This window comes from Tsukamurella conjunctivitidis (assembly GCF_007858475.1).
GTDB lineage: Bacteria > Actinomycetota > Actinomycetes > Mycobacteriales > Mycobacteriaceae > Tsukamurella > Tsukamurella conjunctivitidis.
Genome location: NZ_VIGX01000007.1, coordinates 150,133 through 175,179 on the forward strand (window position 1 = coordinate 150,133; position 25,047 = coordinate 175,179).

Annotated in this window: 24 protein-coding genes; 19 read left to right on the plus strand and 5 right to left on the minus strand. The window is 70.8% G+C overall.

Annotation, left to right across the window (positions count from 1 at the left end):
- Nucleotides 1-21: 21 nt before the first annotated feature.
- A complete protein-coding gene (locus tag FK530_RS14390; protein WP_146487723.1) occupies nt 22-1,920 on the minus strand; it encodes an alpha/beta hydrolase in 1,899 nt (632 codons plus the stop codon).
- Between the two features lie 36 nt (nt 1,921-1,956).
- Here FK530_RS14390 and FK530_RS14395 point away from each other — a divergent pair, with 36 nt between their 5' ends.
- A complete protein-coding gene (locus FK530_RS14395; RefSeq protein ID WP_146487830.1) occupies nt 1,957-2,220 on the plus strand; it encodes a phosphoribosyl-ATP diphosphatase in 264 nt (87 codons plus the stop codon).
- Between the two features lie 29 nt (nt 2,221-2,249).
- Nucleotides 2,250-3,095 carry an ATP phosphoribosyltransferase gene (gene hisG / locus FK530_RS14400; RefSeq protein ID WP_146487724.1) on the plus strand — a complete coding sequence of 282 codons (846 nt, stop codon included), beginning with the start codon at nt 2,250-2,252 and terminating at the stop codon, nt 3,093-3,095.
- Between the two features lie 42 nt (nt 3,096-3,137).
- Here the strand turns inward: hisG and FK530_RS14405 are convergent, their stop codons facing one another.
- Nucleotides 3,138-4,007, minus strand: coding sequence for a thioesterase family protein (locus tag FK530_RS14405; protein ID WP_146487725.1), 870 nt, complete (start codon nt 4,005-4,007; stop codon nt 3,138-3,140).
- A gap of 119 nt (nt 4,008-4,126) precedes the next feature.
- Here FK530_RS14405 and FK530_RS14410 point away from each other — a divergent pair, with 119 nt between their 5' ends.
- The 5 genes from FK530_RS14410 (at nt 4,127) to FK530_RS14430 (ending at nt 11,374) form a co-directional block, all read left to right on the plus strand.
- The gene (locus tag FK530_RS14410) at nt 4,127-4,954 is read left to right on the plus strand and encodes a tRNA (adenine-N1)-methyltransferase (RefSeq protein ID WP_146487726.1); all 828 of its coding nucleotides are present in this window, start codon (nt 4,127-4,129) and stop codon (nt 4,952-4,954) included.
- Between the two features lie 33 nt (nt 4,955-4,987).
- Nucleotides 4,988-6,715 (plus strand): proteasome ATPase, encoded by a 1,728-nt coding sequence (gene arc, locus FK530_RS14415; protein WP_146487727.1) that lies wholly within the window; start codon nt 4,988-4,990, stop codon nt 6,713-6,715.
- Between the two features lie 74 nt (nt 6,716-6,789).
- Entirely contained in the window at nt 6,790-9,357 is a 2,568-nt protein-coding gene (locus tag FK530_RS14420) for an ATP-binding cassette domain-containing protein (RefSeq protein WP_146487728.1), read from the plus strand.
- A 63-nt stretch (nt 9,358-9,420) separates the two neighbouring features.
- Nucleotides 9,421-10,911 carry a depupylase/deamidase Dop gene (dop, locus tag FK530_RS14425; RefSeq protein ID WP_146487729.1) on the plus strand — a complete coding sequence of 497 codons (1,491 nt, stop codon included), beginning with the start codon at nt 9,421-9,423 and terminating at the stop codon, nt 10,909-10,911.
- A 4-nt stretch (nt 10,912-10,915) separates the two neighbouring features.
- Nucleotides 10,916-11,374: a nitroreductase family deazaflavin-dependent oxidoreductase gene (locus FK530_RS14430; RefSeq protein ID WP_146487730.1), complete on the plus strand. Its 459-nt coding sequence runs from the start codon at nt 10,916-10,918 to the stop codon at nt 11,372-11,374.
- A 23-nt stretch (nt 11,375-11,397) separates the two neighbouring features.
- On the opposite strand, the gene FK530_RS14435 is transcribed toward FK530_RS14430, so the two are convergent.
- A complete protein-coding gene (locus FK530_RS14435) occupies nt 11,398-11,793 on the minus strand; it encodes a hypothetical protein (RefSeq protein WP_146487731.1) in 396 nt (131 codons plus the stop codon).
- A gap of 74 nt (nt 11,794-11,867) precedes the next feature.
- Here FK530_RS14435 and FK530_RS14440 point away from each other — a divergent pair, with 74 nt between their 5' ends.
- From FK530_RS14440 to FK530_RS14455, 4 genes are all read left to right on the plus strand, one after another.
- On the plus strand, nt 11,868-12,062 hold the full coding sequence (locus FK530_RS14440) for a ubiquitin-like protein Pup (RefSeq protein WP_126197679.1): 195 nt from the start codon (nt 11,868-11,870) through the stop codon (nt 12,060-12,062).
- A complete protein-coding gene (prcB, locus tag FK530_RS14445) occupies nt 12,059-12,835 on the plus strand; it encodes a proteasome subunit beta (RefSeq protein ID WP_146487732.1) in 777 nt (258 codons plus the stop codon). Before FK530_RS14440 ends, prcB begins: the two co-directional genes overlap by 4 nt.
- A complete protein-coding gene (prcA, locus tag FK530_RS14450; RefSeq protein ID WP_146487733.1) occupies nt 12,832-13,542 on the plus strand; it encodes a proteasome subunit alpha in 711 nt (236 codons plus the stop codon). Before prcB ends, prcA begins: the two co-directional genes overlap by 4 nt.
- 120 nt (nt 13,543-13,662) lie before the next feature.
- Nucleotides 13,663-14,532 carry a CPBP family intramembrane glutamic endopeptidase gene (locus tag FK530_RS14455; RefSeq protein ID WP_146487734.1) on the plus strand — a complete coding sequence of 290 codons (870 nt, stop codon included), beginning with the start codon at nt 13,663-13,665 and terminating at the stop codon, nt 14,530-14,532.
- Here FK530_RS14455 and FK530_RS14460 read toward each other — a convergent pair.
- On the minus strand, nt 14,525-15,244 hold the full coding sequence (locus FK530_RS14460) for an SDR family NAD(P)-dependent oxidoreductase (RefSeq protein ID WP_146487735.1): 720 nt from the start codon (nt 15,242-15,244) through the stop codon (nt 14,525-14,527). The genes FK530_RS14455 and FK530_RS14460 overlap by 8 nt on opposite strands.
- 54 nt (nt 15,245-15,298) lie before the next feature.
- Here FK530_RS14460 and FK530_RS14465 point away from each other — a divergent pair, with 54 nt between their 5' ends.
- From FK530_RS14465 to FK530_RS14500, 8 genes are all read left to right on the plus strand, one after another.
- Nucleotides 15,299-15,865 (plus strand): TetR/AcrR family transcriptional regulator, encoded by a 567-nt coding sequence (locus FK530_RS14465; RefSeq protein WP_146487736.1) that lies wholly within the window; start codon nt 15,299-15,301, stop codon nt 15,863-15,865.
- A 26-nt stretch (nt 15,866-15,891) separates the two neighbouring features.
- The gene (pafA, locus tag FK530_RS14470) at nt 15,892-17,250 is read left to right on the plus strand and encodes a Pup--protein ligase (protein WP_146487737.1); all 1,359 of its coding nucleotides are present in this window, start codon (nt 15,892-15,894) and stop codon (nt 17,248-17,250) included.
- A 33-nt stretch (nt 17,251-17,283) separates the two neighbouring features.
- A complete protein-coding gene (locus tag FK530_RS14475) occupies nt 17,284-18,258 on the plus strand; it encodes a helix-turn-helix transcriptional regulator (protein ID WP_146487738.1) in 975 nt (324 codons plus the stop codon).
- Nucleotides 18,255-19,229 carry a helix-turn-helix transcriptional regulator gene (locus FK530_RS14480; RefSeq protein WP_231706639.1) on the plus strand — a complete coding sequence of 325 codons (975 nt, stop codon included), beginning with the start codon at nt 18,255-18,257 and terminating at the stop codon, nt 19,227-19,229. The genes FK530_RS14475 and FK530_RS14480 overlap by 4 nt, the downstream gene beginning before the upstream one ends.
- A gap of 95 nt (nt 19,230-19,324) precedes the next feature.
- On the plus strand, nt 19,325-19,579 hold the full coding sequence (tatA, locus tag FK530_RS14485; RefSeq protein WP_146487739.1) for a Sec-independent protein translocase subunit TatA: 255 nt from the start codon (nt 19,325-19,327) through the stop codon (nt 19,577-19,579).
- 15 nt (nt 19,580-19,594) lie between these two features.
- Nucleotides 19,595-20,599, plus strand: a complete 1,005-nt coding sequence (gene tatC / locus FK530_RS14490) for a twin-arginine translocase subunit TatC (protein ID WP_146487740.1) — start codon at nt 19,595-19,597, stop codon at nt 20,597-20,599.
- Entirely contained in the window at nt 20,586-23,336 is a 2,751-nt protein-coding gene (locus tag FK530_RS14495; RefSeq protein ID WP_146487741.1) for a DEAD/DEAH box helicase, read from the plus strand. The genes tatC and FK530_RS14495 overlap by 14 nt, the downstream gene beginning before the upstream one ends.
- 70 nt (nt 23,337-23,406) lie before the next feature.
- Nucleotides 23,407-24,066 carry a DUF4333 domain-containing protein gene (locus tag FK530_RS14500; RefSeq protein WP_146487742.1) on the plus strand — a complete coding sequence of 220 codons (660 nt, stop codon included), beginning with the start codon at nt 23,407-23,409 and terminating at the stop codon, nt 24,064-24,066.
- Nucleotides 24,067-24,082: 16 nt separating this feature from the next.
- Here FK530_RS14500 and FK530_RS14505 read toward each other — a convergent pair whose 3' ends face one another.
- Nucleotides 24,083-25,045 carry a 5'-3' exonuclease gene (locus tag FK530_RS14505; protein WP_146487743.1) on the minus strand — a complete coding sequence of 321 codons (963 nt, stop codon included), beginning with the start codon at nt 25,043-25,045 and terminating at the stop codon, nt 24,083-24,085.
- Between the last annotated feature and the right edge of the window lie 2 nt (nt 25,046-25,047).

Here is a 25,047-nt window from a genome sequence, read left to right on the forward strand (position 1 = left end):
GGCGCCCGTGCGGCGGTGGCGCTACTTCTCGGCGCCGTCGATCGCGGCGCTGGCCATGACCGCCATCCGCACCCGTTCGGTGTCGGCGGGCGTCCAGCCCGCGGGCGGCAGCACGGCGGCGAAGGCGTCGACCACGGCGGTGCCGTAGTTGTGGCCGTGCCCGTCCGGCACCCCGGCCGCGTTCGCAAGATCAGCCGTCACCTGCCAGAAGGTGACGAACGGGTACCAGGCCATCGCCGGGCTGCGGTCGCGACCGGGCGGCTCCCGGAGCCAGTCCGGCTGGCGCAGCATGAGGTCGGGCGACCACCACACCACGGGATCCGACGGATGCTGTACGTAGACGATGTGCGGCGCCAGCCACTCGGCCCCACCGCTGCCGCCGGCGCCGGTGAGGGGCCGCCGGCCGTCGGTGAAGCGGACGATCAGGCCGTCGGAGTAGGTGGGCAGCACCTCGGGCGTCCCCAGGTCGCGCCTCTCGGTGATGGCGGAGTGGATCGGATTGGCCCGGGGCGGACCGAGCCAGACGACACCGTCGACCTCGTCCCGGATGTCGGGCAGCCCGGAGAAGGCACCCTCGCCGGCGCGGGTGCCGAGGCTCTCGCCCATGACCAGCAGTTTCGGCCGGGATTCCGCGGGACGCGCGCGGACATCGGCCACGACCGCGTCGATGAGCCGCTTCCCGGAGGCGAGGGAGGCCTCGCCGTCGGTGACGAAGGAGATCCAGCTCGGCAGGTACGAGTACTGCATCGCGACCAGGGCGACGTCGCCGTCGTACATGAGCTCCACGGCGCGCGCCGCCGTCGGATTCACCCATCCGGACCCGGTCGTCGGCACGACCACGACGTGGTGCCGGTCCAGGGCTCCGGTGCGGGCCAGTTCGCGGTGCAGGAGCGCGATCCGGTCTTCGGGCGAGTCGGCGTTCTCCAGGCCGACGTAGACGCGCACGGGCTCGACGACGGGGCGCGTGGTGAACCGCGCGATCTCGGCCGCCCGGAGTCCGCCGGAGACGAACTTGCGACCCTCGTTCCCGAGTCCGGACCACCGTGCTGCGGAGCCCTCCGACCCCGACCGCCAGGACTCCGGGGGCTGCGGGAACTCCGGTAGTTCTTGATCGTTGGTCGACGACGCGAGGGTGTTCGCGGTGGCGGTGAAGGCGCGGAAGCCGACGTCGTTGACGGTGACGACCACCAGGATCACGACCAGGCCGAAGCCCAGCACCTTCGCCGCCGGCTGCGGCACCCGGAGGTACTTGTTGGCCCGCCGTGCGAGGAACAGCCCCAGGTCGCGAAGCACGCGGAAGGCGGAGATGAGCGCTGCGGCCACGACGAAGGCGACGACCGGGGTGAGCACGTACCAGAGGTTCGAGCCCGGTGGCATGCCCATCAGCGCGCGGACGTCGTCCTGCCAGCGTTTCGCGGCCACCATCATCGTCAGGCCGCCGAGCAGCACTCCGAGCACGATCAGCGCCCGCCACACCGGCACGAACCGGGCGCGACGCGGGTCGTCGCGGATCGGGTGCGCGCGCACCAGGAGGTCGACGATCACCCACTTGAGGAGGACGCCGATCGCGTACCCGATCACCGCGTTGATCCCCGAGACGATGCCCTGGAAGAACCAGGACCGGGGGAGCAGCGACACCGTGAGGCTGCTCATCAGGAACAGGCCGCCCACGAACAGCCCCGCGAAGTCGAGGTGCAGCAGGCTCCACGCCCACGCGAGCAGCGGATGGCGGGCGGCGAAGTCGTCGAAGTTCTCCCGCAGGAACCGGTCGGGGTCCCGCGCCGCGCGCACCACACGCAGCCGCGCCCGGATCAGCGCGCGGGCGTATCGGTACTGGGCGGCGCCCTTGGTGGGCGGCGTGCTCGGCCCGTCCGTAGCCGGTGCCGACGGTGCCGCCTCGTCGGTCGCGCTGCCCTCCACACGGCCCACTCTAGTTCGCGTGGGACAATGACCTCCGTGAAGACCATGGAGACGCTGTTCGCGGAGTTGGCCGCCAAGGCCGAGGAGAGGCCCGCCGGCAGCGGGACCGTCGAGGCGCTGGACCGCGGGATCCATTTCCTGGGCAAGAAGGTCAACGAGGAGGCCGGCGAGGTCTGGATCGCGGCCGAGTACCAGAGCGACGAGCAGCTGGCCGAGGAGGCCTCGCAGCTCCTGTACTGGCTGCAGGTGCTGCTGATCAAGCGCGGCGTCTCGCTCGACGACGTCTACTCCTACCTGTAGCCCGAACACCTCCCGAAGGAACCACTCACATGTTGCGGGTCGCCGTACCGAACAAGGGCGCGCTCTCCGAGGCCGCCGCCGCCATCCTCAGCGAGGCGGGCTACCGCCGCCGCTCCGACGCGAAGGACCTCACGGTCCTCGACAACGCCAACGAGGTGGAGTTCTTCTTCCTCCGCCCCAAGGACATCGCGCTCTACGTCGGCTCGGGCGAGCTCGACATGGGCATCACCGGGCGCGATCTCGCGCTCGACTCGGGTGCCGAGTTCACCGAGCGGCTCGCGCTCGGCTTCGGCCGCTCCACCTTCCGCTACGCCGGCCCGGCGGGGACCGAGTGGTCCGTCGCCGACCTCGACGGCAAGCGCGTCGCGACCTCGTACCCCAACCTGGTGCGCCGCGATCTCGCCACGCGGGGGATCGACGCCAAGGTGATCCGCCTCGACGGCGCGGTCGAGATCTCGATCCAGCTGGGCGTCGCCGACCTCATCGCCGATGTCGTCGAATCGGGCCGGTCGCTGCGCCAGAACAACCTGGTCGCGTTCGGCGATTCGCTGTGCGACTCGGAGGGCGTGCTCATCGAGCGCGTCGGCGCCGAGTCGGAGCGGGCGCGGGATCAGCTCACCGCGCGGCTCAAGGGCGTCGTCTTCGGGCGACAGTACGTGATGCTCGACTACGACTGCCCGCGCACCCTGCTCGACGGTGCCATCGCCGTCACGCCCGGCCTGGAGTCGCCGACGGTGGCGCCGATGGCCGACGAGAACTGGGTCGCGGTGCGCGCCATGGTGCTCCGCACCGAGGCCAACGGCGTGATGGACGATCTCGCCGAGCTCGGCGCCAAGGCCATCCTCATGACCGACATCCGTAGCTGCCGGTTCTGATCTGCACGCCGGTCGCCCCCGGCGAAGCGGGGACGGCACCGGTCAGCGGGCCGCGACGAGGAGCGTCTGCGCGCCGACGGCGAAGGCCCCCGCACCGTCGTAGAGCCGCGAGACCGTGGTCCCGATGCCCTCGTTCCCGACGAGCTGATCGCCCACGAGGCCGATCCATCCGTCGACGGGCTGCGGCGAGCGGTGGAAGTGCACCGTCATGTCCATGTTCATCCAGGTCACGGCGGTGGGGTCGAGGTAGGCGGAGATGCCGTTCGCGGCGTCGACCACCGAGAAGACCTGCACCAGCGGCGACGGTTCCTCGCCCGCGACGAGCGGCATCCTCGCCCGGATCCAGCACTGCTTGACGCCGTCGGGCCCGTCCGGGCCGTCGACGAAGCGCCAGTCGCAGGCCGCGAGGAAGCCCTGGTCCTTGAGATGCGCGAAGAAGCCGGGCATGACGCCCTGCTCCGCACCCGCCGGGGGGAGCACGGGGGACAGGTCGCGCGCGATGGCCGTCGTGTCCGACGCCGCGAGTGCCCACGCCTGGGCCCGCGCGACGGTGCGGAACTCGCCGCCGGCGTCCGCGCAGTCCATCTCCGCGGCGAGCAGCGAGATCGTCCGACCGGGACGCGCCACCCACGCCCGTACCCGGGTCCGGGTGATCGGCACGACGCCGAGCAGGTCGATCGTCACCCGGGAGATGGCGAGCGACGGCGCTGACCGGGCCCGCTCGCTGCGCTCCCGGCGCCCGGCCCCGACCAGCTTCTCCATGGCTCGCACCATGATCGCCGCGGGCGGTGCGCCGTGCTGCATCGTGTCGGCCCACACGCTCGCGGTCGACGGGGTGGGGTCGAAGACCTCGTACTCGAACCCGTCCGCGTCGAGGGTCCCGGCGGGGTGGAAGAACGCGTCATCAGCCATGCACCAGTCCTACCGATAGGTCTGATTCGCCCCGTCACCGGGGTCGGGGAGGATGCTCGGCGCTCCCGGACGCGACCGCGCCGGCCGGATCGGCGGAGCTCCTGGGAGGATGTACAGCTATGGCGAACAGTGGGCCCTTCGTGGTGGGCGACCGAGTGCAGCTGACAGACGCGAAGGGCCGGAAGTTCACCGTCCATCTGGAGGCGGGCAAGGAGTTCCACACGCACAAGGGCGGCATCCGGCACGACGAGCTGATCGGCGCTCCCGAGGGCAGCGTGGTCAAGGCCGTCAACGGCACCCCGTACCTCGCGCTGCGCCCCCTGCTGACCGACTACGTGCTGTCGATGCCGCGCGGCGCGCAGGTCATCTACCCCAAGGACGCGGCACAGATCGTGGCCGAGGGCGACATCTTCCCCGGAGCCCGGGTGCTCGAGGCGGGCGCCGGCTCCGGCGCGCTCACCTGCTCGCTGCTGCGCGCGGTCGGCCCGGAGGGCTCGGTCACCAGCTGGGAGGTCCGCGAGGACCACGCCGAGTATGCGGCGAAGAACGTCGAGGAGTTCTTCGGCGGTCGCCCCGACAACTGGCATCTGCAGCTCGGCGACCTCGCCGAGTACGACGGTCCGCAGGTGGATCGCGTGGTGCTCGACATGCTCGCGCCGTGGGACGTGCTCGACGCGGTTGGCAAGGCCCTGGTCCCGGGCGGCGTGCTCACCGTGTACGTCGCGACCACCACGCAGCTGTCGAAGGTCGTCGAGGCGATCCGCGAGCAGGCGACGTGGACCGAGCCCCGCTCCTGGGAGGCGCTCGTGCGGGAATGGCACGTGGTCGGGCTCGCCGTGCGGCCCTCGCACCGGATGCAGGGGCACACCGCGTTCCTCATCACCTGCCGGCGGCTGGCCGACGGCACGGTCGCGCCACGTCCGCAGCGGCGGTCCAACAAGGGGTAGCGTGAGAAGTCCCCACGGAAAGGGAGTTCACTCGTGACGGAACCGGATCCGACCCGTCCCTCGGCCGCGTCGGCGGACTCGTCCGCCTCGCAGGCCACGTCCGCGGCCGCGCTGCGTGAGCGCGTCGACGCGCTCACCACCCGCAACGCCAAGCTGCTCGAGACGCTGCGCGATGCGCGCAACCAGCTGCTCACCCTTCGCGAGGAGGTCGAGCGCCTGGGGCAGCCCCCGTCGGGCTACGGCGTGCTGCTGGGCACCTTCGAGGACGACACCGTGGACGTGTTCACCTCCGGTCGCAAGATGCGGCTGACCTGCTCCCCGAACCTGGACGTCGCGACCTTCCGCACGGGCCAGACGGTGCGGCTCAACGAGGCCCTCACCGTGGTCGAGGCGACCGAGTACGAGACGGTCGGCGAGATCTCCACGCTCCGCGAGATCCTCGACGACGGTGCGCGTGCCCTGGTCGTGGGCCACGCCGACGAGGAGCGCGTGGTGCGTCTCGCGGCACCGCTGGCGCTGCAGGCCTCCGACGATCCCGGTGTCGACGAGTTCGGTCTGCCCCGGCGCAAGCTGCGCATCGGCGACTCGCTGCTCGTGGACACCAAGGCGGGCTACGCCTTCGAGCGGATCCCCAAGGCCGAGGTTGAGGACCTGGTCCTGGAGGAGGTGCCGGACGTCGACTACTCCGACATCGGCGGCCTCGGCCGTCAGATCGAACTCATCCGCGACGCCGTCGAGCTGCCCTTCCTGCACAAGGACCTGTTCAAGGACTACTCGCTGCGCCCGCCCAAGGGCGTCCTGCTGTACGGGCCTCCCGGCAACGGCAAGACGCTGATCGCGAAGGCCGTCGCGAACTCGCTCGCGAAGAAGATCGCCGAGGTCCGCGGTGAGGACTCCCGCGAGGTCAAGTCGTACTTCCTCAACATCAAGGGCCCCGAGCTCCTCAACAAGTTCGTCGGCGAGACCGAGCGCCACATCCGCCTGATCTTCCAGCGGGCCCGGGAGAAGGCCTCCGAAGGCACGCCCGTCATCGTCTTCTTCGACGAGATGGATTCCATCTTCCGCACCCGCGGTTCGGGCGTGAGCTCGGACGTGGAGACCACCGTCGTGCCGCAGCTGCTGTCCGAGATCGACGGTGTCGAGGGGCTCGAGAACGTGATCGTGATCGGCGCGTCGAACCGCGAGGACATGATCGACCCCGCGATCCTGCGGCCCGGCCGCCTCGACGTGAAGATCAAGATCGAGCGCCCCGACGCCGAGGGCGCGATCGACATCTTCTCCAAGTACCTGACCTCGGCCCTGCCGATCCACGAGGAGGACCTCGCCGAATTCGGCGGGGACCGCGAGGCGTGCGTGAAGGCGATGATCGAGCGGGTCGTCGAGCGGATGTACGCGGAGACGGACGACAACCGGTTCCTGGAGGTGACCTACGCCAACGGCGACAAGGAGGTCATGTACTTCAAGGACTTCAACTCCGGCGCGATGATCCAGAACGTCGTCGACCGGGCGAAGAAGCACGCCATCAAGGGCTTCCTCGAGACCGGCCAGCCGGGTCTGCGCATCACGCACCTGCTCGAGTCCATCGTCGAGGAGTTCGCGGAGAACGAGGACCTGCCCAACACCACGAACCCGGACGACTGGGCGCGGATCTCGGGCAAGAAGGGCGAGCGGATCGTCTACATCCGGACCCTCGTGACCGGAAAGAACTCGAGCGCCTCCCGCGCCATCGACACGGAGAACAACACCGGGCAGTACTTGTAGCCGGCGACCCCGCGCCTGCACAACAAGCGCAGCATAAGCCCAGGGCAAGCGGCGTCTGAATATAGTGATCCGTGATGAGTACGGATACCGCGGTTCTCACCGTCACTGTGGACGGGCAGACGCTGACCTTCGCCCCCGGTAAGACGGTGACCTTCGGGCGCACGCTCGAGTCGGACGTGACGATCAACCACCCGTTGGTCTCGCGGACGCACGCGGTGGCGTCCGCGGGTCCGACGGGGTGGATCCTCACGGACCGCAGCACGAACGGCGTCTTCGTGGGCGGTGTCCGCCGCCCGACGATCGCGCTGAACGGCACGCAGCAGCTGCTGTTCGGCGATCCACGGACGGGTGCGCCGGTGACCTTCACGGCGGCTGTGCGGTCGCACACGCCGCCCCCACCGCCGCCGCGCACGCCGCCACCCGCCGCGGCGCAGCAGCCCGTCCAGAACATGCCGGCAGCGCGCCGCGCACCGTCGAACCCGGTGCCGCGGCCGAATCCGGCACCGGCCGCGCCCCCGTCCCGACCGATGCCGCTGCCCCCGCGGCAGCAGGCTCCGGCGGCGCCGATGCCGGCCCCGCAGGCAGCGCAGGCCGCGCAGGCCCCGGTTCCGCCGCACCGTCCCACCGGCGACGTGGCGCCCCACCTGCGCGCCATGGCCGGCAACACGGGGCTCTACCAGGTGGCGAAGATGCCCGCTCGGCCCGTCGGCACCGGGCAGATGAGCATCGGCCGCACGCCCGACAACGACATCGCGATCGGCGACATGCTGGTTTCGCGCCGTCACGCGCGCCTGCTCACCGGACCGCAGGGCCTCGTCATCGAGGATCTGGGCTCGGCGAACGGCACACAGGTCAACGGCCGCCGCATCGCCGGTCCCACGGCGCTGCGCGACGGCGACCTCGTCACCGTCGGCAACTCGGACCTCATCGTCGAGCAGGGCCGGCTCGAGCGTCCGAAGGCGCAGGAGTTCGCGGGCGCGGGTCTCGCCGTCCAGGCCATCACGCTCACGGTCGACGGCTCGAAGACGCTGCTGCACGGCGTCGACTTCCGCGCCGCTCCGGGCACCCTGACCGCTGTGATCGGCCCCTCGGGCGCCGGCAAGTCGACGGTCTCGAGAGTCGTCTCCGGCGCGGTCACCCCGACCGCGGGCCGGGTCGAGTTCGAGGGCCGCGACGTGCACCGCGACTTCGACGCGCTGCGCTCCCGCATCGGCATGGTCCCGCAGGATGATGTGCTGCACCGCCAGCTCACCCTGCAGCAGGCGCTCCGGTTCGCCGCCGAGCTGCGCCTGCCGCCCGACATGTCGAAGGCCGACCGCGACCAGGTGATCGACGGCGTGCTCGCGGAGCTGCAGCTCACCGAACACAAGCAGACCCGGGTGGACAAGCTCTCCGGCGGCCAGCGCAAGCGCGCGTCCGTCGCCATGGAGCTGCTCACCGGCCCGTCGCTGCTCATCCTCGACGAACCCACGTCGGGCCTGGACCCCGCCCTGGACCGGCAGGTCATGCAGACACTGCGCCGGCTGGCCGACGCCGGTCGCGTCGTGATCGTCGTGACGCACTCCCTGACGCACATCGACATGTGCGACCAGGTGCTGCTGCTCGCACCCGGCGGCAAGACCGCGTACTGCGGCTCACCGAAGGGCGTGAAGGCCGCGATGGGCACCGGCGACTGGGCGGAGATCTTCGACTTCGCCGCGAAGCAGCCCGACGTGGCCTGGCAGCGCTACCGCTCCGCGCATCCCGCGCCGCCGCCACCCGCGCCGACGGGCGCCCCTCCGACGCCGACGAAGGCGCCGAAGACGTCCGTGCGCAAACAACTCTCGGTGGTCGCGCGTCGCCAGCTGCGGCTGATCCTCGCCGACCGCGGGTACCTGGTGTTCCTGCTGCTGCTCCCGCTCGTCCTGGGCGGGATCACCCTGCTCGTGCCCGCGGACGACGGGCTCGCCTCGCCGTACGCCTTGCCGGACGGCTACAGCGGCGCCAAGATGATCCTCGTCCTGCTGGTGGTGGGCGCCTGCTTCATGGGTGCCGCGCTCACCTCCCGCGACCTGGTCGGCGAACGCGCGATCTACCAGCGCGAACGCGCTGTGGGCCTCGGTCCGGGCGCGTACCTGTCCGCGAAGACGCTGGTCTACTTCATCGCCGCCGCGATCCAGGCGGCGATGATGATGGCGATCGTGATCCTCGGAGTGAAGCAGTCGACCGCGCAGGGATCGGTCCTAGCCAGCGCCCCCGTCGAGCTGATGATCGACATCGCCGTCCTCGCCTGCGTATCGACACTCGTGGGCCTGCTCATCTCCGCGCTGGCGAAGTCGAGCGAGCAGGTCATGCCGATGCTCGTGGTCGTCGTCATGGTGCAGCTGGTGATGAGCGGGGGCCTGTTCACGCTGCACGACCGGGTCGGCCTCGAGCAGATCTCCTGGCTGTTCCCGTCGCGGTGGGGGTTCGCGTCCAGCGCGTCCACCGTCGAGCTGGAGAAGCAGATCGACGCGGTCTCCGGGCGCCCGACCATGCAGGCCATCGACCCGCTGTGGGACTCGACGCCGACGCAGTGGGGAATCGCGATCGGCGTACTCGTGGCCATGGCGGTCCTGCTGTGGCTCGCGACCTGGTTCCGGATCTCGCGGAGGTCGCGCTAGCGGTCCGCACACGGGTCCCGGCCTGCCGCGGCGTGCGTGCGACCCAGCGATAGGCTGGGCGGCATGCAGCGCATCATCGGTACCGAGGTGGAATACGGGATCTCCGCGCCGAAGGACCCGACGGCCAATCCGATCCTGACCTCCACGCAGGCGGTGCTCGCGTACGCGGCCGCCGCGGCGGTTCCCCGCGCCAAGCGCACCCGCTGGGACTACGACCTCGAATCGCCGCTGCGCGACGCCCGCGGCTTCGACCTGGGCCGGGGCGGCCCGGCGCCGATCATCGACGCCGACGAGATCGGTGCCGCGAACATGATCCTGACCAACGGCGCCCGGCTGTACGTCGACCACGCGCATCCGGAGTACTCCGCGCCGGAGGTCACCGACCCGCTCGATGCGGTCATCTGGGACAAGGCGGGGGAGCGGGTCATGGACGCCGCAGCCCGCTACGCGTCGACGGTGCCCGGGGCCGCGGCGCTGCAGTTGTACAAGAACAACATCGACGGCAAGGGCGCCTCGTACGGCACGCACGAGAACTACCTGTGCCGCCGCGAGACGCCCTTCGCGGCGATCGTCACCGGGCTGACCCCCTTCTTCGTGACCCGTCAGGTGTTCTGCGGCAGCGGCCGCGTGGGCATCGGCAGCAGCGGCGACGAGCCGGGATTCCAGCTCTCGCAGCGCGCGGACTACATCGAGGTCGAGGTGGGGCTCGAGACCACGCTCAAGCGCGGCATCATCAACACCCGCGACGAGCCGCACGCCGACCCGGACAAGTACCGCCGATTGCACGTCATCATCGGCGACGCCAACCTCGCGGAGACCTCCACCTACCTCAAGGTGGGGACGTCGGCGCTGGTGCTGGACCTCATCGAGGCCGGCGTCGACCTCTCGGACCTGCAGCTCGCGACGCCGGTCACCGCCGTGCACCAGGTCTCGCGCGACCTGTCGCTCTCCGCGCCGCTCGAACTCGCCGACGGCCGGACCATGACCGCGCTCGACGTCCAACGCGCCTACGCCGACCGCGTCGGCCGGTTCCTCGAGGGGTCGGACGATGCGCGCGCGCTCGACGTGCACGCCACCTGGGTACGCGTGCTCGACACCCTCGCCGACGACCCGCTGCGCCTCGCGGACGAGCTCGACTGGCCCGCGAAGCTGCGCCTCCTCGAGGGCATCCGGCAGCGCGAGGGCCTGGGCTGGGCGGCCTCGAAACTGCAACTGGTCGACCTGCAGTACTCCGATGTCCGGCTCGACAAGGGGCTGTACAACCGGCTCGTCGCGCGCGGGTCCATGAAGCGCCTGGTCACCGAGCAGCAGGTCATGGACGCCGTCACGACCCCGCCCGAATCGACGCGCGCCTACTTCCGCGGCGAGTGCATGCGCCGGTTCGGCACCGACATCGCGGCCGCCAGCTGGGATTCCGTCATCTTCGACATCGGAGCCGAGTCCCTGGTCCGCATTCCGACGCTCGAGCCGCTGCGCGGCACGAAGGAGCACGTCGGCAGGCTGCTGGACGACGCCGCCTCGGCGCGCGAACTCGTCGATTCTCTGCGAGGGTAGGCGCATGGACATCGGTCGCGAGGTGCAGAAGCTGTACGCCAGGGTGTTCCCCGAGGTGCTCAAGGCACACGGCGAACTGTACGTGCGCTCCGGCGGCCGCATCGGGCACAAGCTGCTCTTCGGTGTGCCGAGCCTGATCGTGCGGACCGTCGGCGCGAAATCGGGCCTGCCGCGCACCACCGTCCTCACCTACGTGCGCGACGGCGACGACTACGTGGTCGTCGCGTCGAAGGGCGGCGCGCCCCGCAATCCGGCGTGGTTCCACAACATGGTCGCCGCCGGCACCGTCGACGTGCAGGTCGGCACGAACCGTTTCCCGGCGGCCGTGGACGCGTTGAAGCCCGGCGACTCCGACTACCAGCGGCTCTGGGACCTCGCGGACGCGAACAACGGCGGCCGGTACGCCGCCTACCAGCGCACGACCTCGCGCCCGATCCCGGTGGTCCGGCTCCGCCCCGTCTGACGGGGCTGCGGCGGACCGTCGGCCTACATGCCGATGGCGAGGTTGCGCGCGTAGGTGACGCGGTTGAACGTGTCCTGCACGGCCGCGAAGGAGTACACCGGCACGCTGGTGGTGAACGATCGCCCCTCGGGTCCGATGACCGTGACCTGCACGAAGCCCTGCGTCCGATCCTCTTTGACCAGGAGGAAGAACAGCGAGAACAGGCACACGACGAACGCGCCGACGATCGCCAGCACGATCGCCCACGTGGGGATCGCGCGCGTGGTGACGCTGTGGTCGGTGACCGTCCACTGGCTGCCCGCGATCGGGAAGGTACCCGCGGGGGTGATCACATCACTGCGCGTGCAATGGATGTCGCCGATGCTCACGAGCACCGGTTCGGGCATCCCGGGGCTGCCGGGCGGCGTGTACGGATCCACGGGAGCAGTCTAGGCCGGTAGTGTTGATTCATCGGGTCGTGCGGCCCGGATTCGGTCGCTAAGGAGGCAGCGAGATGGCGCAGGAGCAGGTCAAGCGTGGCGGCGGCGGGGACGACGAGGATCCTGCGGGCGGCCCGTCGGGTGCCGGCCAGGAGCGCATCGAGAAGCTGACCGACGAGACGGACGATCTGCTCGACGAGATCGACGACGTGCTCGAGGAGAACGCCGAGGACTTCGTGCGCGCGTACGTGCAGAAGGGCGGCCAGTGACGGCCCTGCACGGCGGATCGTCGTTCGTCGAGCACCTCGCCGCGGTGGCGCCGGAGGCGCTGCCCGGCCGGGGCGCCGGGTCCGACGGTGCGCCGGACGTCCCGCACGGCACCACGATCGTGGCCGTCGCCTTCGACGGCGGCGTCCTGCTCGCGGGTGACCGCCGCGCCACGATGGGCAATCTCATCGCGCAGCGCGACATCGTCAAGACCTTCGTCACCGACGAGTTGACCGCCGTCGGCATCGCCGGCACCGCGGGGATCGCCAAGCAGATCGTCAAGCTGTTCACGGTGGAGCTGGAGCACTACGAGAAGATCGAGGGCGTCCCGCTCACCTTCGAGGGCAAGGCGAACCGCCTGGCGGGCATGGTGCGCAGCAACTTCGGCGCCGCGCTGCAGGGGCTGGCCGCCGTCCCGCTGCTGGTCGGCTTCGACGAGGCCGAGACCCGCGGCCGGATCGTCTCCTACGACGTGACGGGCGACTGGCACGACGAGGTGGGCTACCACTCCATCGGCTCCGGCTCGGCCTGGGCGAAGTCGTCGATCAAGAAGCGTTTCCGGCCCGGCCTCGACGCCGACGGTGCGCTCGACGTCGCTGCGGAGGCGCTCTTCGACGCCGCCGACGACGACACCGCCACCGGCGGCCCGGACGTGCTCCGCAAGCTGTACCCGACAGCGATCGTCATCACCGCCGACGGCGCCGTCGAGGTCGCGGAGCAGGACGTGGCCGCCGCCACGGACCGGGTGATCGCGGCGAGGGGAGGAGAGCAGTGACGTTCCCGTACTACGCCTCCGCCGAGCAGATCATGCGCGATCGCTCGGAGCTGGCGCGCAAGGGCATCGCCCGCGGCCGCAGCGTCGTGGTGCTCAAGTACGCCGACGGGGTGGTCTTCGTCGCCGACAACCCCAGCTCGCTGTACAAGATCAGCGAGATCTACGACCGGATCGGCTTCGCCGCCGTCGGCAAGTACAACGAGTTCGAATCGCTGCGCCGTGCCGGCATCCAGTTCGCCGATACCCGCGGCTACCAGTACTCGCGGCGAGACGTGACCGGCTGGTCGCTGACCAACGCCTACGCCTCGACGCTGGGCACCGTGTTCACCGAGCAGGCCAAGCCCTACGAGGTCGAGCTGTGCGTGGCCGAGGTCGGTACACCCGACAACGCCGCCTCGCGGCTCTACCGCGTGGGCTACGACGGCTCCGTGGGCGACGAGCGGCAATTCGTGGTCATGGGCGGACAGACCGAGTCGATCACGCCCGTGCTCACCGAGGGCTACCGGGACGGGCTGGACCTGCCGGGCGCCGTGGCTCTTGCGGTGAAGGCCCTGGGCGCGCCGGCTCCGACGAACGGATCCGGTGCGACCGCCGAGTCCAAGACCTTCGGTCCGGGTGAGCTGGAGATCGCGATCCTGGACCACACCCGGCCGCGCCGCGCCTTCAAGCGGCTCTCGGACGAGCGGGTCGCGCAGCTGCTGGGGTGAGTGCCCCGACGCCCGGTCGAGCAGCGCCCCGCCGGTCCCGTCCGGGGTAGCGCTGGCACCACCCCGGAATCGGGCTCCCGCGCCCGTGACCGCGGACCGTCGATCCGGTGTGCTGGACGCATGACGACGACTGTGCACCGGCGCGGGATCGCCTGGTTCCTCGCGCTCACCTTCCTGCCGTCGTGGGGGCTGTGGATCCTCGCGTACGGCCTGGGGCATCCGCTCGATGATCCGGGGATCCAGCTCCTCACCGCGGCGTTCCTCCCGGCGTTCGCCGCGTTCGTCGTGTGCATGTGGATCACGCGGCAGGGACTCGCGGGCGCGGGCCTGCGGCCGCAGCTCCGCGCGCAGTGGCGGTGGTACCTCGCCGCGCTGGCGATCCCGCCGGTCCTGCTGCTGATCGCGTTGCCGGTGGGTTTCGCGTCCGGCGTGATGACGATGCCGCCCGACGGGATCCCCGCGCACCTGCAGGCCGTGGCCTTCGGGCCGCTGATCATGGTGGTGCTCGCGCCGGTCTTCTTCGGCGAGGAGTTCGGCTGGACCGCCTACCTGCGCGGCGCGGTCACCGAACTGCCGGTGCTGCGCGGGCGGCCCACGGCGGCGTCGGCCGTGACGGGCGCGGTGTGGGGTGCGTGGCACTGGCCGCTGGCGTCCGTCGGATACTTCAGCTTCCAGCCGCCGCTGCACGACGTGCTGCTGCTCATCCCGTTGTGGATCGTGATGTCGATGCTGCTCGAGATCGTGTGGAGCACGCTCTGGTACGGCTCGGGGAGCATCTGGCCGACGTCCATCGCGCACGCGGGGTTCAATCTGGTCTTCTCCATGACGATGGGGGAGTTCCTGGCGCCCGAGGCCATCGTCGCCGCCTTCATCGTGCCCAGCGTCGCGCTGGTGCCGCTCGCTCTGGTGGCGTACCGCATCGATCATCGGCGCCGCGCCCGCGTGCGGCCCGCCGGCGGCGCGCTGCCGAACGCCGTGCCGGTCAGCTGATCACGTCGACGACGACCTCGCCGTCGGTGCGGTCGTCGGTCATCCGCCACACCCGCTCGGCCAGGTCGTCGGGTCGGAGGGTGATCGCCGTCAGGTCCTGCTCGGGTGCGTTCGCCCGCGTCGCGGCGGCGATGTCGCCGCCGTCGATCATCCCGCCGACGGTGAGCGTTCCCGCGTAGACGCCCTCCGGCCGCAGGGCCGCATGCAGATTGAGGGCGTAGGCGCGGTACGCCGCGGCCACGAGCGCGAGGGCACCGAGGTGGGGCATCGGCACCACGGCGCTGAGGCCGCCGACGAAGACGAGCGCGCCGGCCCGTGCGCGGAGTTCGGGCAGGACCGCCTGTGCGAACTCGACCGCCGGCGCCACGGTCGCGAGCGCCTCGGTGGCACCGGTCGGGTCGAGATCGGTGATCGGCCCGGTGACGACGGGGGTCGCGGCGCCGAAATACGCCACATCGATCCGTCCGAAGTCCTCGCGGACGCGCTCCACGACGGCCGTGACGGCACCGGGCACGGTGACGTCGGCCTGGAAGGCCGCGGCCTCGATGCCGAGGCCCCGGAGCTCGTCGAGATACCCGGCATGACGGTCCGCGGACCGCGAGGCGAGCGCTACGCGGTAGCCGCGGCGGCCGAACGCGCGGGCGACCGACATGCCGAGTCCGGGGCCGGTGCCGAGGACGACGAGGACGGGGAGGGCATTACTTGAGGTCATACTCAACTTGATACCAGAAGTTGAGGGTCTCCTCAATTTCGTTAGGATCGGAGCATGTCACCCCGCGCGGACGCGGTCCGCAACCGGCAGAAGCTCCTCGACGCCGCGCTGCGCCTGTTCGCGGAACAGGGGATCGACGTGCCGTTGGACCGGATCGCGAGGGCGGCGGGCGTCAGCATCGGCACGCTCTACAACAACTTCGCCGACCGCGGAGCACTGCTCGACGCCGTTCTCCCGGAACGTCTGGCGGAACTGGAGCGCCTCGCGGAGGAGAGCGCGCGTGCGACCGACCCGTGGGCGGGCTTCACCGGCTTCCTGGAGGCGATGTTCGCCGGCCAGGCCCGCAACCGCGCCGTGAACGAGGCGATGTCGCGCGGCCCGCTCGGCGACGTCGACCTGATGGCCGAATGCGGGCGGTCGGGGAGCGCGGTCCGGTCCGTCCTCGATCGCGCGCACGAGACCGGTGTGGTGCGCGACGACTTCGCCTACGACGACCTCGCAGCCCTCATGGTGGCCGTCGCCGCGGTGATCCACGCGACCCCGGACGACGACCGGCGCTGGCGCCGGCACCTCCGATTCCAGCTCGACGGCCTGCGGGCGCGACGGGGCTCCGACGCCTGACCCCGGCCGCGGGGTATGTTCGTGAAGTGCAGCGCCGAATCATGGGAATCGAGACCGAGTTCGGTGTCACGTGTACTTTTCACGGGCACCGTCGACTGAGCCCCGACGAGATCGCCCGATACCTGTTCCGGCGCGTGGTCTCCTGGGGCCGCAGCTCGAACGTCTTCCTGCAGAACGGCTCGCGCCTGTACCTGGACGTGGGCAGCCACCCGGAGTACGCCACGGCCGAGTGCGACTCGGTGCTCCAGCTCGTCACGCACGACAAGGCGGGGGAGCGGGTCCTCGAGGACCTGCTCCTCGACGCCGAACAGCGGCTGCAGGACGAGGGCATCGGCGGCGACATCTACCTGTTCAAGAACAACACCGACTCGGCGGGTAACTCCTACGGCTGCCACGAGAACTACCTCGTGGGCCGCGTCGGGGAGTTCTCGCGCATCGCCGACGTGCTGCTGCCCTTCCTGGTGACCCGACAGCTGATCTGCGGCGCGGGCAAGGTTCTGCTGACGCCCAAGAACGCGACCTACTGCCTGAGCCAGCGCGCCGAGCACATCTGGGAGGGCGTCTCCAGCGCCACCACCCGCAGCCGGCCCATCATCAACACCCGCGACGAGCCGCATGCCGACGCCGAGAAGTACCGCCGCCTGCACGTGATCGTCGGCGACTCGAACATGTCCGAGACCACCACGATGCTCAAGGTCGGTACGGCGCACCTGGTCCTCGAGATGATCGAGGCGGGCGTCCAGTTCCGCGACTTCTCGCTCGACAACCCGATCCGCGCGATCCGCGAGGTCAGCCACGACCCGACGGGGCGCCACGAGGTGCGGCTCGCGGGCGGCCGCCAGGCCGGCGCCCTCGACATCCAGCGGGAGTACTACGCCAAGGCCGTCGACTACCTCACGACCCGCGAGCCCGACGAGCAGTTGAGCCGGGTCGTCGACCTGTGGGGTCGCACCCTGGACGCGGTCGAATCGCAGGACTTCTCCGGCATCGACACGGAGATCGACTGGGTGATCAAGCGCAAGCTCTTCCAGCGCTACCTGGACAAGTACTCGATGGACCTCTCGGACCCCAAGATCGCGCAGCTCGACCTCGCGTACCACGACATCAAGCGCGGTCGCGGCGTCTTCGACCTGCTGCAGCGCCGCGGGCTGGCCGCGCGGGTCACGACCGACGAGGCCGTCGACGCCGCGGTGAAGAACCCGCCGGAGACCACGCGAGCGAAGCTCCGCGGCGACTTCATCACGGCGGCGCAGGCCGCCGGCCGCGACTTCACCGTCGACTGGGTGCATCTCAAGCTCAACGACCAGGCGCAGCGCACCGTGCTGTGCAAGGACCCGTTCCGCAACGTCGACGAACGGGTCGAGCGACTGATCGCGTCGATGTGAGACGAGCGCACGCATAGAACGTAAGATCGACACGTGGCAACTTCGCGGATCGAGCGTCTCACCAACCTGGTGATATGCCTTCTGTACACGCAACGTCCGCTGGACCGGGACTACATCCGGGCGAACGTCTTCGGGTACGACCCGGACTCGGACGACGAGGCCTTCGAGCGCATGTTCGAGCGCGACAAGGCGGACCTGCGTGAGCTCGGCGTGCCGATCGAGGTCGCCCCGGTCTCCCGGATCAACTCGGCCGTCGGCTACCGCATCGCGATGGACGAGTACGCCCTCGGCGACATCGACCTCGACCCCGACGAGGCCACCGCGGTGGCCGTCGCCTCGGCGCTGTGGCAGTCGCCGGAGCTCTCCGCTGCGGCCCAGTCCGCGGTGCAGAAACTGCGCGCCGGCGGCATGGACGTCGACGGCCCCGGCGCGGGTGTCAGCCCCGGCATCGCGCCCGATCGCGGGGCCGAGGGCGCGCTGCTCGCGATGCTCGAGGGCGTGGACCGGCGCCGCCAGGTCACCTTCGAGCACCGCGCGAACCCGGCGCAGCCCTACGTGGACCGCACGCTGCATCCGTGGGGCGTCGTCACCTTCCGCGGCAGCGCCTACGCCGTCGGGCACGACGTGGCCCGCGACGCGGTGCGCACCTTCAAGCTCAGCCGCGTCCGCGGTGGCGCCGTGACCAGCAGTCCGGCCACCGTCCGGCCTCCGGAGGGCTTCGACCTGCACGCGCACGTCGTCGCCACGGTCGCCGAACGCGATCCCGTCGGTACCGCTCGGCTGTGGGTCGCGCAAGGCAGGGGCGACGGGCTGCGGCGGCTCGCCTCGGCGCAGGCCGACGGCGACTTCCGGGGACGCCCCGGCACGGAATTGACGGTCGAGATGCGGTCCGTCGACGCCGTCGCCCGCGAGGTCAGCGGCCTCGGGCCCGACGCGGTGGTCTTCGAGCCGCAGCAGCTGCGCGACGCCGTCGTCGACCGACTCAGGGCATTGGCGGGGGAGCGATGAGCACGCAGTCGAAGCAGCCGAGCCGCCAGATGCAGCGCCTGGCCCGCTGGCTCAACGTGATCCCCTACTTCAAGACCCATCCCGATGCGGACCTCGAGCATGCGGCCGCCGACCTCGGCGTCACCGTCGCGCAGCTGCGCAAGGACATCACGGGCCTCACGATGTGCGGGCTCCCCGGCATGTTCCCGGGCGACCTCATCGAGATCGACTACGACGAGGCCGGCGTCGACATCGAGTTCAGCGCCAACCTCGACCGTCCGCTCAAGCTGACCGGTCCCGAAGCGGCGTCACTGCTCCTCGCCCTGCGGGCCCTGGCGGATTCGCCGGGCGTGGCGGACCCGGCGGCGGTCCTGCGGGCCATCGCCAAGCTGGAGGCCGCGGTCGCGGGGGCCGGGCGCGACACGGTCGCCTCGATCGACGGCGCGCAGGACACCGGCCCCGTCGCCGCGATCGCGAGCACCGTCCGCGGCGCGCTGCGCGACGGCCGCGCGCTGCACCTGCGGTACTACTCCGCCACCCGGGACGCAGCCACCGAGCGCGACGTCGACCCCATCGCACTCGACACCTTCGCCGGCCACAGCTACCTGCAGGCCTGGTGCCGCAGCAGCGAGGGACTGCGGATGTTCCGGCTCGATCGCATCGACGAGGCCGTCGTCCTCGACGAGGCCGCCTCGGTCCCGCAGCACGTCGAACCCGCCGCGGGCCTGTTCGACGGTGCCGCGGCCGACGAACTGACCACCGCCACGCTCGAGGTGGGGCCGGGGGCCGCGTGGGCACTCGAATACCACCCGTTCACCGTGCTGTCCGACGAGCCCGGCGGACCGGTCACCGCGACGATGCAGTACGCGACCGAGGCGTGGATGGTGCGCTTCGTGCTCAGTTTCGGCGGGGAGCTCACCGTGCGCGCACCGCAGTCGCTCGCGGACGCCGTCGCCGAACGCGCCGCGGCCGGGCTCGCCAACTATTCATGAGGTGGTCATTTCCGACGCCCCGCTCAAGGCGGTCGGTGCGCCCGGAGTCCGGTAGTCTCGACAAGAGATATTCGCGAAGTTAGTGAGGCAGCATCATGGGGCTCACCCATTCTCCCTGGGCATGGATCGTCATCGCCGTCGTCCTCCTGATCCTGTTCGGCGGCAAGAAGCTGCCGGACGCGGCACGCGGGCTCGGCCGCTCGATGCGCATCTTCAAGAGCGAGATGGACGAGATGAAGACCGAGGGCGACAAGGGCACCGCCGCTGAGCAGCCGCAGGCCCAGGTCACCGACAAGCCGCTCGACGTCCAGACGGTGCAGCCGTCCGAGGCCGATCGCAAGTCGGCGTAGCCGCCGCCTGCCCCTTTGAAGATCCCGTTCGATCCGCGTCGTCGTCGTGCCGTCGTCAATCCCGACGGCACGATGTCGATCGTGGAGCACCTCTACGAGCTCCGGGCCCGCCTGTTGTGGTCGCTCGCGGCGATCGCTGTCACGTCGATCATCGGCTTCTGGTGGTACAGCCACGGGCCCTTCGGCCTGCCGTCGACCGGCCACCTGCTCGTCGGCCCGTACTGCGACCTCCCCGACACCTCGCGCGCGGAGATCACGCGCAACGGCGAGTGCCGACTCCTCGCCACCGGCGTCTTCGACCAGTTCAACCTGCGATTGAAGGTCGCGGTCGCCACGGGCGTGCTGCTCGCCTGCCCTGTGTGGCTGTACCAGATCTGGGCGTTCATCGTGCCCGCGCTGCACCGCAATGAGAAGCGGTACACGGCCACCTTCGTCAGCCTGGCGGGTGCACTGTTCGTCGGCGGCGCGGTGCTGGGCTACTTCATGATCACCAGCGCCTTCCGGTTCTTCCTCACCGTCGGGAATGAGACTCAGGTGACCGCCCTGCAGGGCCCCGAGTACTTCAGCTTCGTGCTCACTGTCATGGCGATCTTCGGCGTGAGTTTCGAGCTCCCGCTGTTCATCGTCGCGCTGAACCTCGTCGGTGTGCTGCCCTACACGAAACTGGTCAAGTGGCGACGCGGACTGCTGTTGTCGATGTTCATCTTCTCCGCCGTGATCACTCCGTCCGGGGACCCGTTCACGATGCTCGCACTGGGGGCGGCGCTGGCGGTGCTCCTCGAACTCTCGATCCAATTCGCGCGTTTCCACGATCGCGCCAAGCGCAGGCGGAGCGGCGACGACGCGTGGGACGACGATCTCGACGACGAACAGGCGTCGCCGGCACCGTCGGCCCCGCAACCGATCGGGGCGTCCGCGGGCCCGTCGAGCAGCGCCCTCGCCGCACCCGAGCCCGTCGGGCAGGCGGACAGGGTCACCCGCGCGTCGATCCCGCGTTCGGGGTTCGATGACGTCCTCTGAGTTCGACGGCTTCACCGCCGCGCTCGACTTCACCCTCGACCCGTTCCAGGTCCAGGGCTGCCGCGCGCTGGAGGAGGGGCGCGGGGTGCTCGTGTGCGCCCCGACGGGCGCGGGGAAGACCGTGGTCGGCGAGTTCGCCGTGCACCTCGCGCTCGCGGCGGGCACCAAGTGCTTCTACACCACACCGATCAAGGCGCTCTCCAATCAGAAGCACGCCCAGCTGACGGCCCGGTACGGCGCGCAGAACGTCGGCCTGCTGACCGGCGACACCGCGATCAACTCCTCCGCACCCGTGGTCGTCATGACCACCGAGGTGCTGCGGAACATGCTCTACGCGAACTCTCCCGCCCTCGACGGCCTGAGCCACGTCGTGATGGACGAGGTGCACTACCTCGCGGACCGCTTCCGCGGTGCGGTCTGGGAGGAGGTCATCCTGCACCTCCCGCAGGACGTCCGCCTGGTCAGCCTCTCCGCGACGGTCTCCAACGCGGAGGAGTTCGGCGCGTGGATCACCGAGGTCCGCGGCAGCACCGAGGTGATCGTCGACGAGCACCGTCCGGTCCCGCTGTGGCAGCACATGCTCGTCGGCCGCAAACTGTTCGACCTCTTCGACACCAAGGCGCTGCGCACGGCGCAGGAATCCGGCCAGAAGAACCTCGTCCTCGACGCCGACCTGGTCCGCTACGTCAAGCAACGCGAATCGCTGGACCGCAGTTTCGATCCCGGCATCAACAGTCGCACCGGGCGCCGTGCGGGGGGCCGGGGTCGCCCGCAGGCGACCCGCCGCCCGATCCCGCGCCCGGACGTCATCGCGCTGCTCGACGCCGAGGGGTTGCTGCCGGCGATCACCTTCGTCTTCTCCCGGTCGGGCTGCGAGCAGGCGCTGACCCAGTGCCTCCGGTCACCGGTGGTACTCACGGACCAGGCGCAGGCCGACGAGATCGGCCGCATCGTCGACAAGCACGTCGCCGAGTTCTCGCCCGCTGATCTGGACCTGCTGGGCTACGAGGAGTGGCGCGCCGCGCTGCTCCGGGGCTTCGCCGCGCACCACGCCGGGATGCTCCCCGCGTTCCGGCACGCCGTGGAGGAGCTCTTCGTCAAGGGCCTGGTGCGGGCCGTCTTCGCCACGGAGACCCTCGCGCTCGGCATCAACATGCCCGCGCGGACCGTCGTGCTGGAGCGGCTGGTCAAATACAACGGCGAGTCCCACGTCGAGTTGACGCCAGGGGAGTACACGCAGCTCACCGGCCGTGCCGGACGCCGCGGTATCGATATCGAGGGGCACGCCGTCGTGCTCTGGCAGACCGGGGTGCGGCCGCAGGAGGTGGCCGGCCTCGCCGGTGCGCGCACGTTCCCGCTGGTGAGCTCGTTCTCGCCGGGCTACAACATGTCGATCAACCTGCTCGACCGCCTCGGCCGGGAGGGCGCCGAGCGCCTGCTCGAGGCGAGTTTCGCGCAATTCCAGGCGGACCGCTCCGTCGTCGGACTGGCGAAGCGGGTCGACCGCGGCGAGAAGGAACTCGCGACGCTCGGCGCCCAGATCACGGAGGCGGCGGGTGGCGCCGACTACCTCGAGTACGTGCGGCTGCGTGAGGCCGTCCGCACCCGCGAGCGCTCGCTGCGCCGCGAGCACCTCGCGGACCGCCGCGACGGGGCCGCCACCGCGCTGGCCGAACTGCGCCGCGGCGACGTCATCGCGGTGACCGGCGGCCGACGGCGGGGCCTGGCCCTCGTCGTCGAACCCTCGGGCGACCGTCGTGATCCGAAGCCCGTCGTGGTCACCGAGAGCAGTTGGTCGGGCCGCGTCGGTGCCGGCGACTTCGTGGGTGACGTGGCGGTGCTCGGCACGCTCCGGGTCCCGAAGAACGCCGACTACCGCTCGGGCCGCGGCAAGCGCGACCTGGCGTCGACGCTGCGCAACAGCAACATCTCCGCGCCGCGGCAGCAGGCGAAGGCCCAGCGCCCCGCCGCCTCCGACAGCCAGCTCGCGGACCTGCGCGCCCGGATGCGCGCCCATCCCGCGCACACGGGGCAACGCGCACCGGAACTGGACCGGCTCGCCGAGCGCTACGCCCGCCTGGAGCGGGAGATCACCGCCTCCGCGGCCACGGTGCGCGCCACCACCTCCTCGCTCGCCGTCACCTTCGAGCGGATCGTGGCGCTGCTCGGCGACCGCGGATACATCGAGAGCACCGACGGCGAGCCCGAACTGACCGAGGCGGGGCGCCGTCTGGCCCGGGTCTACAGCGAGTCCGACCTGCTGGTGTGCGAGTGCATCGAGGAGGGCGTCTTCGACGGGCTCGACGCGGCCGGGCTCGCCGCCGTCGTCAGCGCCCTGGTCTTCGAATCCCGCGGCGAGCGCGGCGGCATGCTGCTGACCGGGGAGAAGGTGCCCGGCGCAGTGCGCTCCGCCGTGCGGGACATCGCCGACCGCTGGACCGACATCGTTGCCGCCGAGGCGGCGCACCGCCTCGAACCCAGTCGCGAGCCGGACATCGGCTTCGTCGCCCCGATGCACCAGTGGGCGGCGGGCGGAACGCTGGCCGCCGTGCTGCTGGCCGCCGGTGAGCGGGGGCGACCGCTCCCGGCGGGCGACTTCGTCCGGTGGTGCCGCCAGGTGATCGATCTGCTCGACCAGATCAAGCAGACCTCCTTCGACACCCGCCCCGGGCTCGCAACCGTCGCGACCGCGGCGATCGCGGCCGTCCGGCGCGGCGTCGTCGCGGAATCGGGCTGATGATCGGGTATCTTGACCGAAGAGGCGTACGTCGCGGGCCGTCGGTCCGTGACAGGGGAGGAGTGGATACATGAGCAACCCGCAGGATCCGAACCAGTGGGCGCAGCAGGGGTGGCAGCAGCCGGGCCAGCAGCCTCCGCAGGATCAGACCCAGATCGCACCGCAGTACGGCCAGCAGGGCTTCGGCGCTCCGTCGGGTGACCAGACTCAGATCTCCCCGCAGTACCCGGGCCAATGGGGGCAGCAGCCGCAGGGCCAGCAATACGGCGGCTACCAGCAGCCGCAGCCGCCGCAGTTCGGGCAGGATCAGTTCGGCCAGCAGCCCGGTCAGCCGGGCCAGCCCGCGCAGTTCGCGGGCCAGCAGTTCGGGCAGCAGTTCGGCCAGCCCCCGCTGGGCGGTCCGAAGAAGTCGAAGACCGGACTGATCATCGGCATCGCGGCCGCCGCGATCATCGCGATCGTGGCGATCGTCCTGATCGTCGGCTACGCCACCGGCGCCTTCTTCGGCAAGAAGTTCGACAACGCCAAGGTCAACGAGGGCGTGACGAAGGTCCTCAAGGACAGCTACAACGAGACCGACGCCAAGGACGTCGCCTGCAAGACCGACGGCGTCAAGGTCAAGACCGGCGAATCGTTCACCTGCAGCGCGACCATCGGCGGCAAGGAGAAGACGGTCTCCGTGAAGGTGCTGGACGACGAGGGCAAGTACCAGGTGGGCGCCCCGAGCTGATCCGCTCGGAACCGCCTCAGCCCGCGAGGGCGGCGAGGAGGCGTTCCACCTGCGCTCCGATCCGCAGCTCCTCGGCCAATTCGGCCAGGCGCTGCGGATCGCGTGCTTCCCGGGGCAGTGCGTCCGGGCCGGAGAGCGCGACGTCCGCGTCGCGGTGCACCCAGACCACGTCCCACGCGGCGTCGAGGTAGTCGGCCGACGCAGCGATCGACGCCGCGGCGCGCGCGGTCAGCGGCGACGGGGTCTGCGCTGCGGCCGCGCGGATCGCCGCCAACGAGCCGTGTTCGAGCAGCAGCTTCGAGGCCGTCTTCTCGCCGATCCCCGGCACGCCGGGCAGGCCGTCGGACGGGTCGCCGCGCAGCAGCGCGAGTTCGGCGTAGGCCTCCCCGGCGCGGTCGCGCGGCAGCCCGTACTTCTCCGCCACCTCGGCGGGCCCGAACATCTCGGCCTTGGCGATGCCACGCCCGATGTACAGGCAGCGCACGCCGGGCGCGGTGTCGTCGGCCACCTGCAGCAGGTCCCGGTCACCGGAGACCACGATCACCGGGTCGGTCGTCTCCCGCGCAGCCAGGGTGCCGAGCACGTCGTCCGCCTCGAGCCCGGCGGCGCCGCCCGTCGCGATGCCGACGGCCTCGAGCACCTCGAGGATCATGTCGACCTGCGGGGTCAGCGTGTCCGGCACCTCCTCGGCCCCGAGCTCCGCGCCGCCGGCGTCCACCGCCACGCGGTGCGTCTTGTAGGTGGGCAGCAGTTCCACCCGGAAGGCGGGCCGCCAGTCCAGGTCGAGGCACGCCACGAGCCGACCCGGTCGGTGCGTCGTGATCAGCTGCGAGGTCATGTCGAGGAATCCGCGCAGTGCGTTCACCGAGCGGCCGTCGGAGGCCTTCACCTTGTCCGGGATCGCGTAGTACGCCCGGAACCACAGCCCGGCCGAGTCGAGCAGCATCAGCGGGCGCGCATCGTTCGTCACGACAAGCATGG

Coding starts and splice junctions, on each gene's coding strand:
- FK530_RS14460 (WP_146487735.1), bottom strand. CDS start 15,244: ATGACCTCAAGTAATGCCCTCCCCGTCCTCGTCGTCCTCGGCACCGGC.
- FK530_RS14465 (WP_146487736.1), top strand. CDS start 15,299: ATGTCACCCCGCGCGGACGCGGTCCGCAACCGGCAGAAGCTCCTCGAC.
- FK530_RS14500 (WP_146487742.1), top strand. CDS start 23,407: ATGAGCAACCCGCAGGATCCGAACCAGTGGGCGCAGCAGGGGTGGCAG.
- FK530_RS14405 (WP_146487725.1), bottom strand. CDS start 4,007: ATGGCTGATGACGCGTTCTTCCACCCCGCCGGGACCCTCGACGCGGAC.
- hisG (WP_146487724.1), top strand. CDS start 2,250: ATGTTGCGGGTCGCCGTACCGAACAAGGGCGCGCTCTCCGAGGCCGCC.
- dop (WP_146487729.1), top strand. CDS start 9,421: ATGCAGCGCATCATCGGTACCGAGGTGGAATACGGGATCTCCGCGCCG.
- FK530_RS14495 (WP_146487741.1), top strand. CDS start 20,586: ATGACGTCCTCTGAGTTCGACGGCTTCACCGCCGCGCTCGACTTCACC.
- FK530_RS14505 (WP_146487743.1), bottom strand. CDS start 25,045: ATGCTTGTCGTGACGAACGATGCGCGCCCGCTGATGCTGCTCGACTCG.
- FK530_RS14480 (WP_231706639.1), top strand. CDS start 18,255: ATGAGCACGCAGTCGAAGCAGCCGAGCCGCCAGATGCAGCGCCTGGCC.
- FK530_RS14420 (WP_146487728.1), top strand. CDS start 6,790: ATGAGTACGGATACCGCGGTTCTCACCGTCACTGTGGACGGGCAGACG.
- FK530_RS14440 (WP_126197679.1), top strand. CDS start 11,868: ATGGCGCAGGAGCAGGTCAAGCGTGGCGGCGGCGGGGACGACGAGGAT.
- FK530_RS14455 (WP_146487734.1), top strand. CDS start 13,663: ATGACGACGACTGTGCACCGGCGCGGGATCGCCTGGTTCCTCGCGCTC.
- tatA (WP_146487739.1), top strand. CDS start 19,325: ATGGGGCTCACCCATTCTCCCTGGGCATGGATCGTCATCGCCGTCGTC.
- FK530_RS14410 (WP_146487726.1), top strand. CDS start 4,127: ATGGCGAACAGTGGGCCCTTCGTGGTGGGCGACCGAGTGCAGCTGACA.
- FK530_RS14430 (WP_146487730.1), top strand. CDS start 10,916: ATGGACATCGGTCGCGAGGTGCAGAAGCTGTACGCCAGGGTGTTCCCC.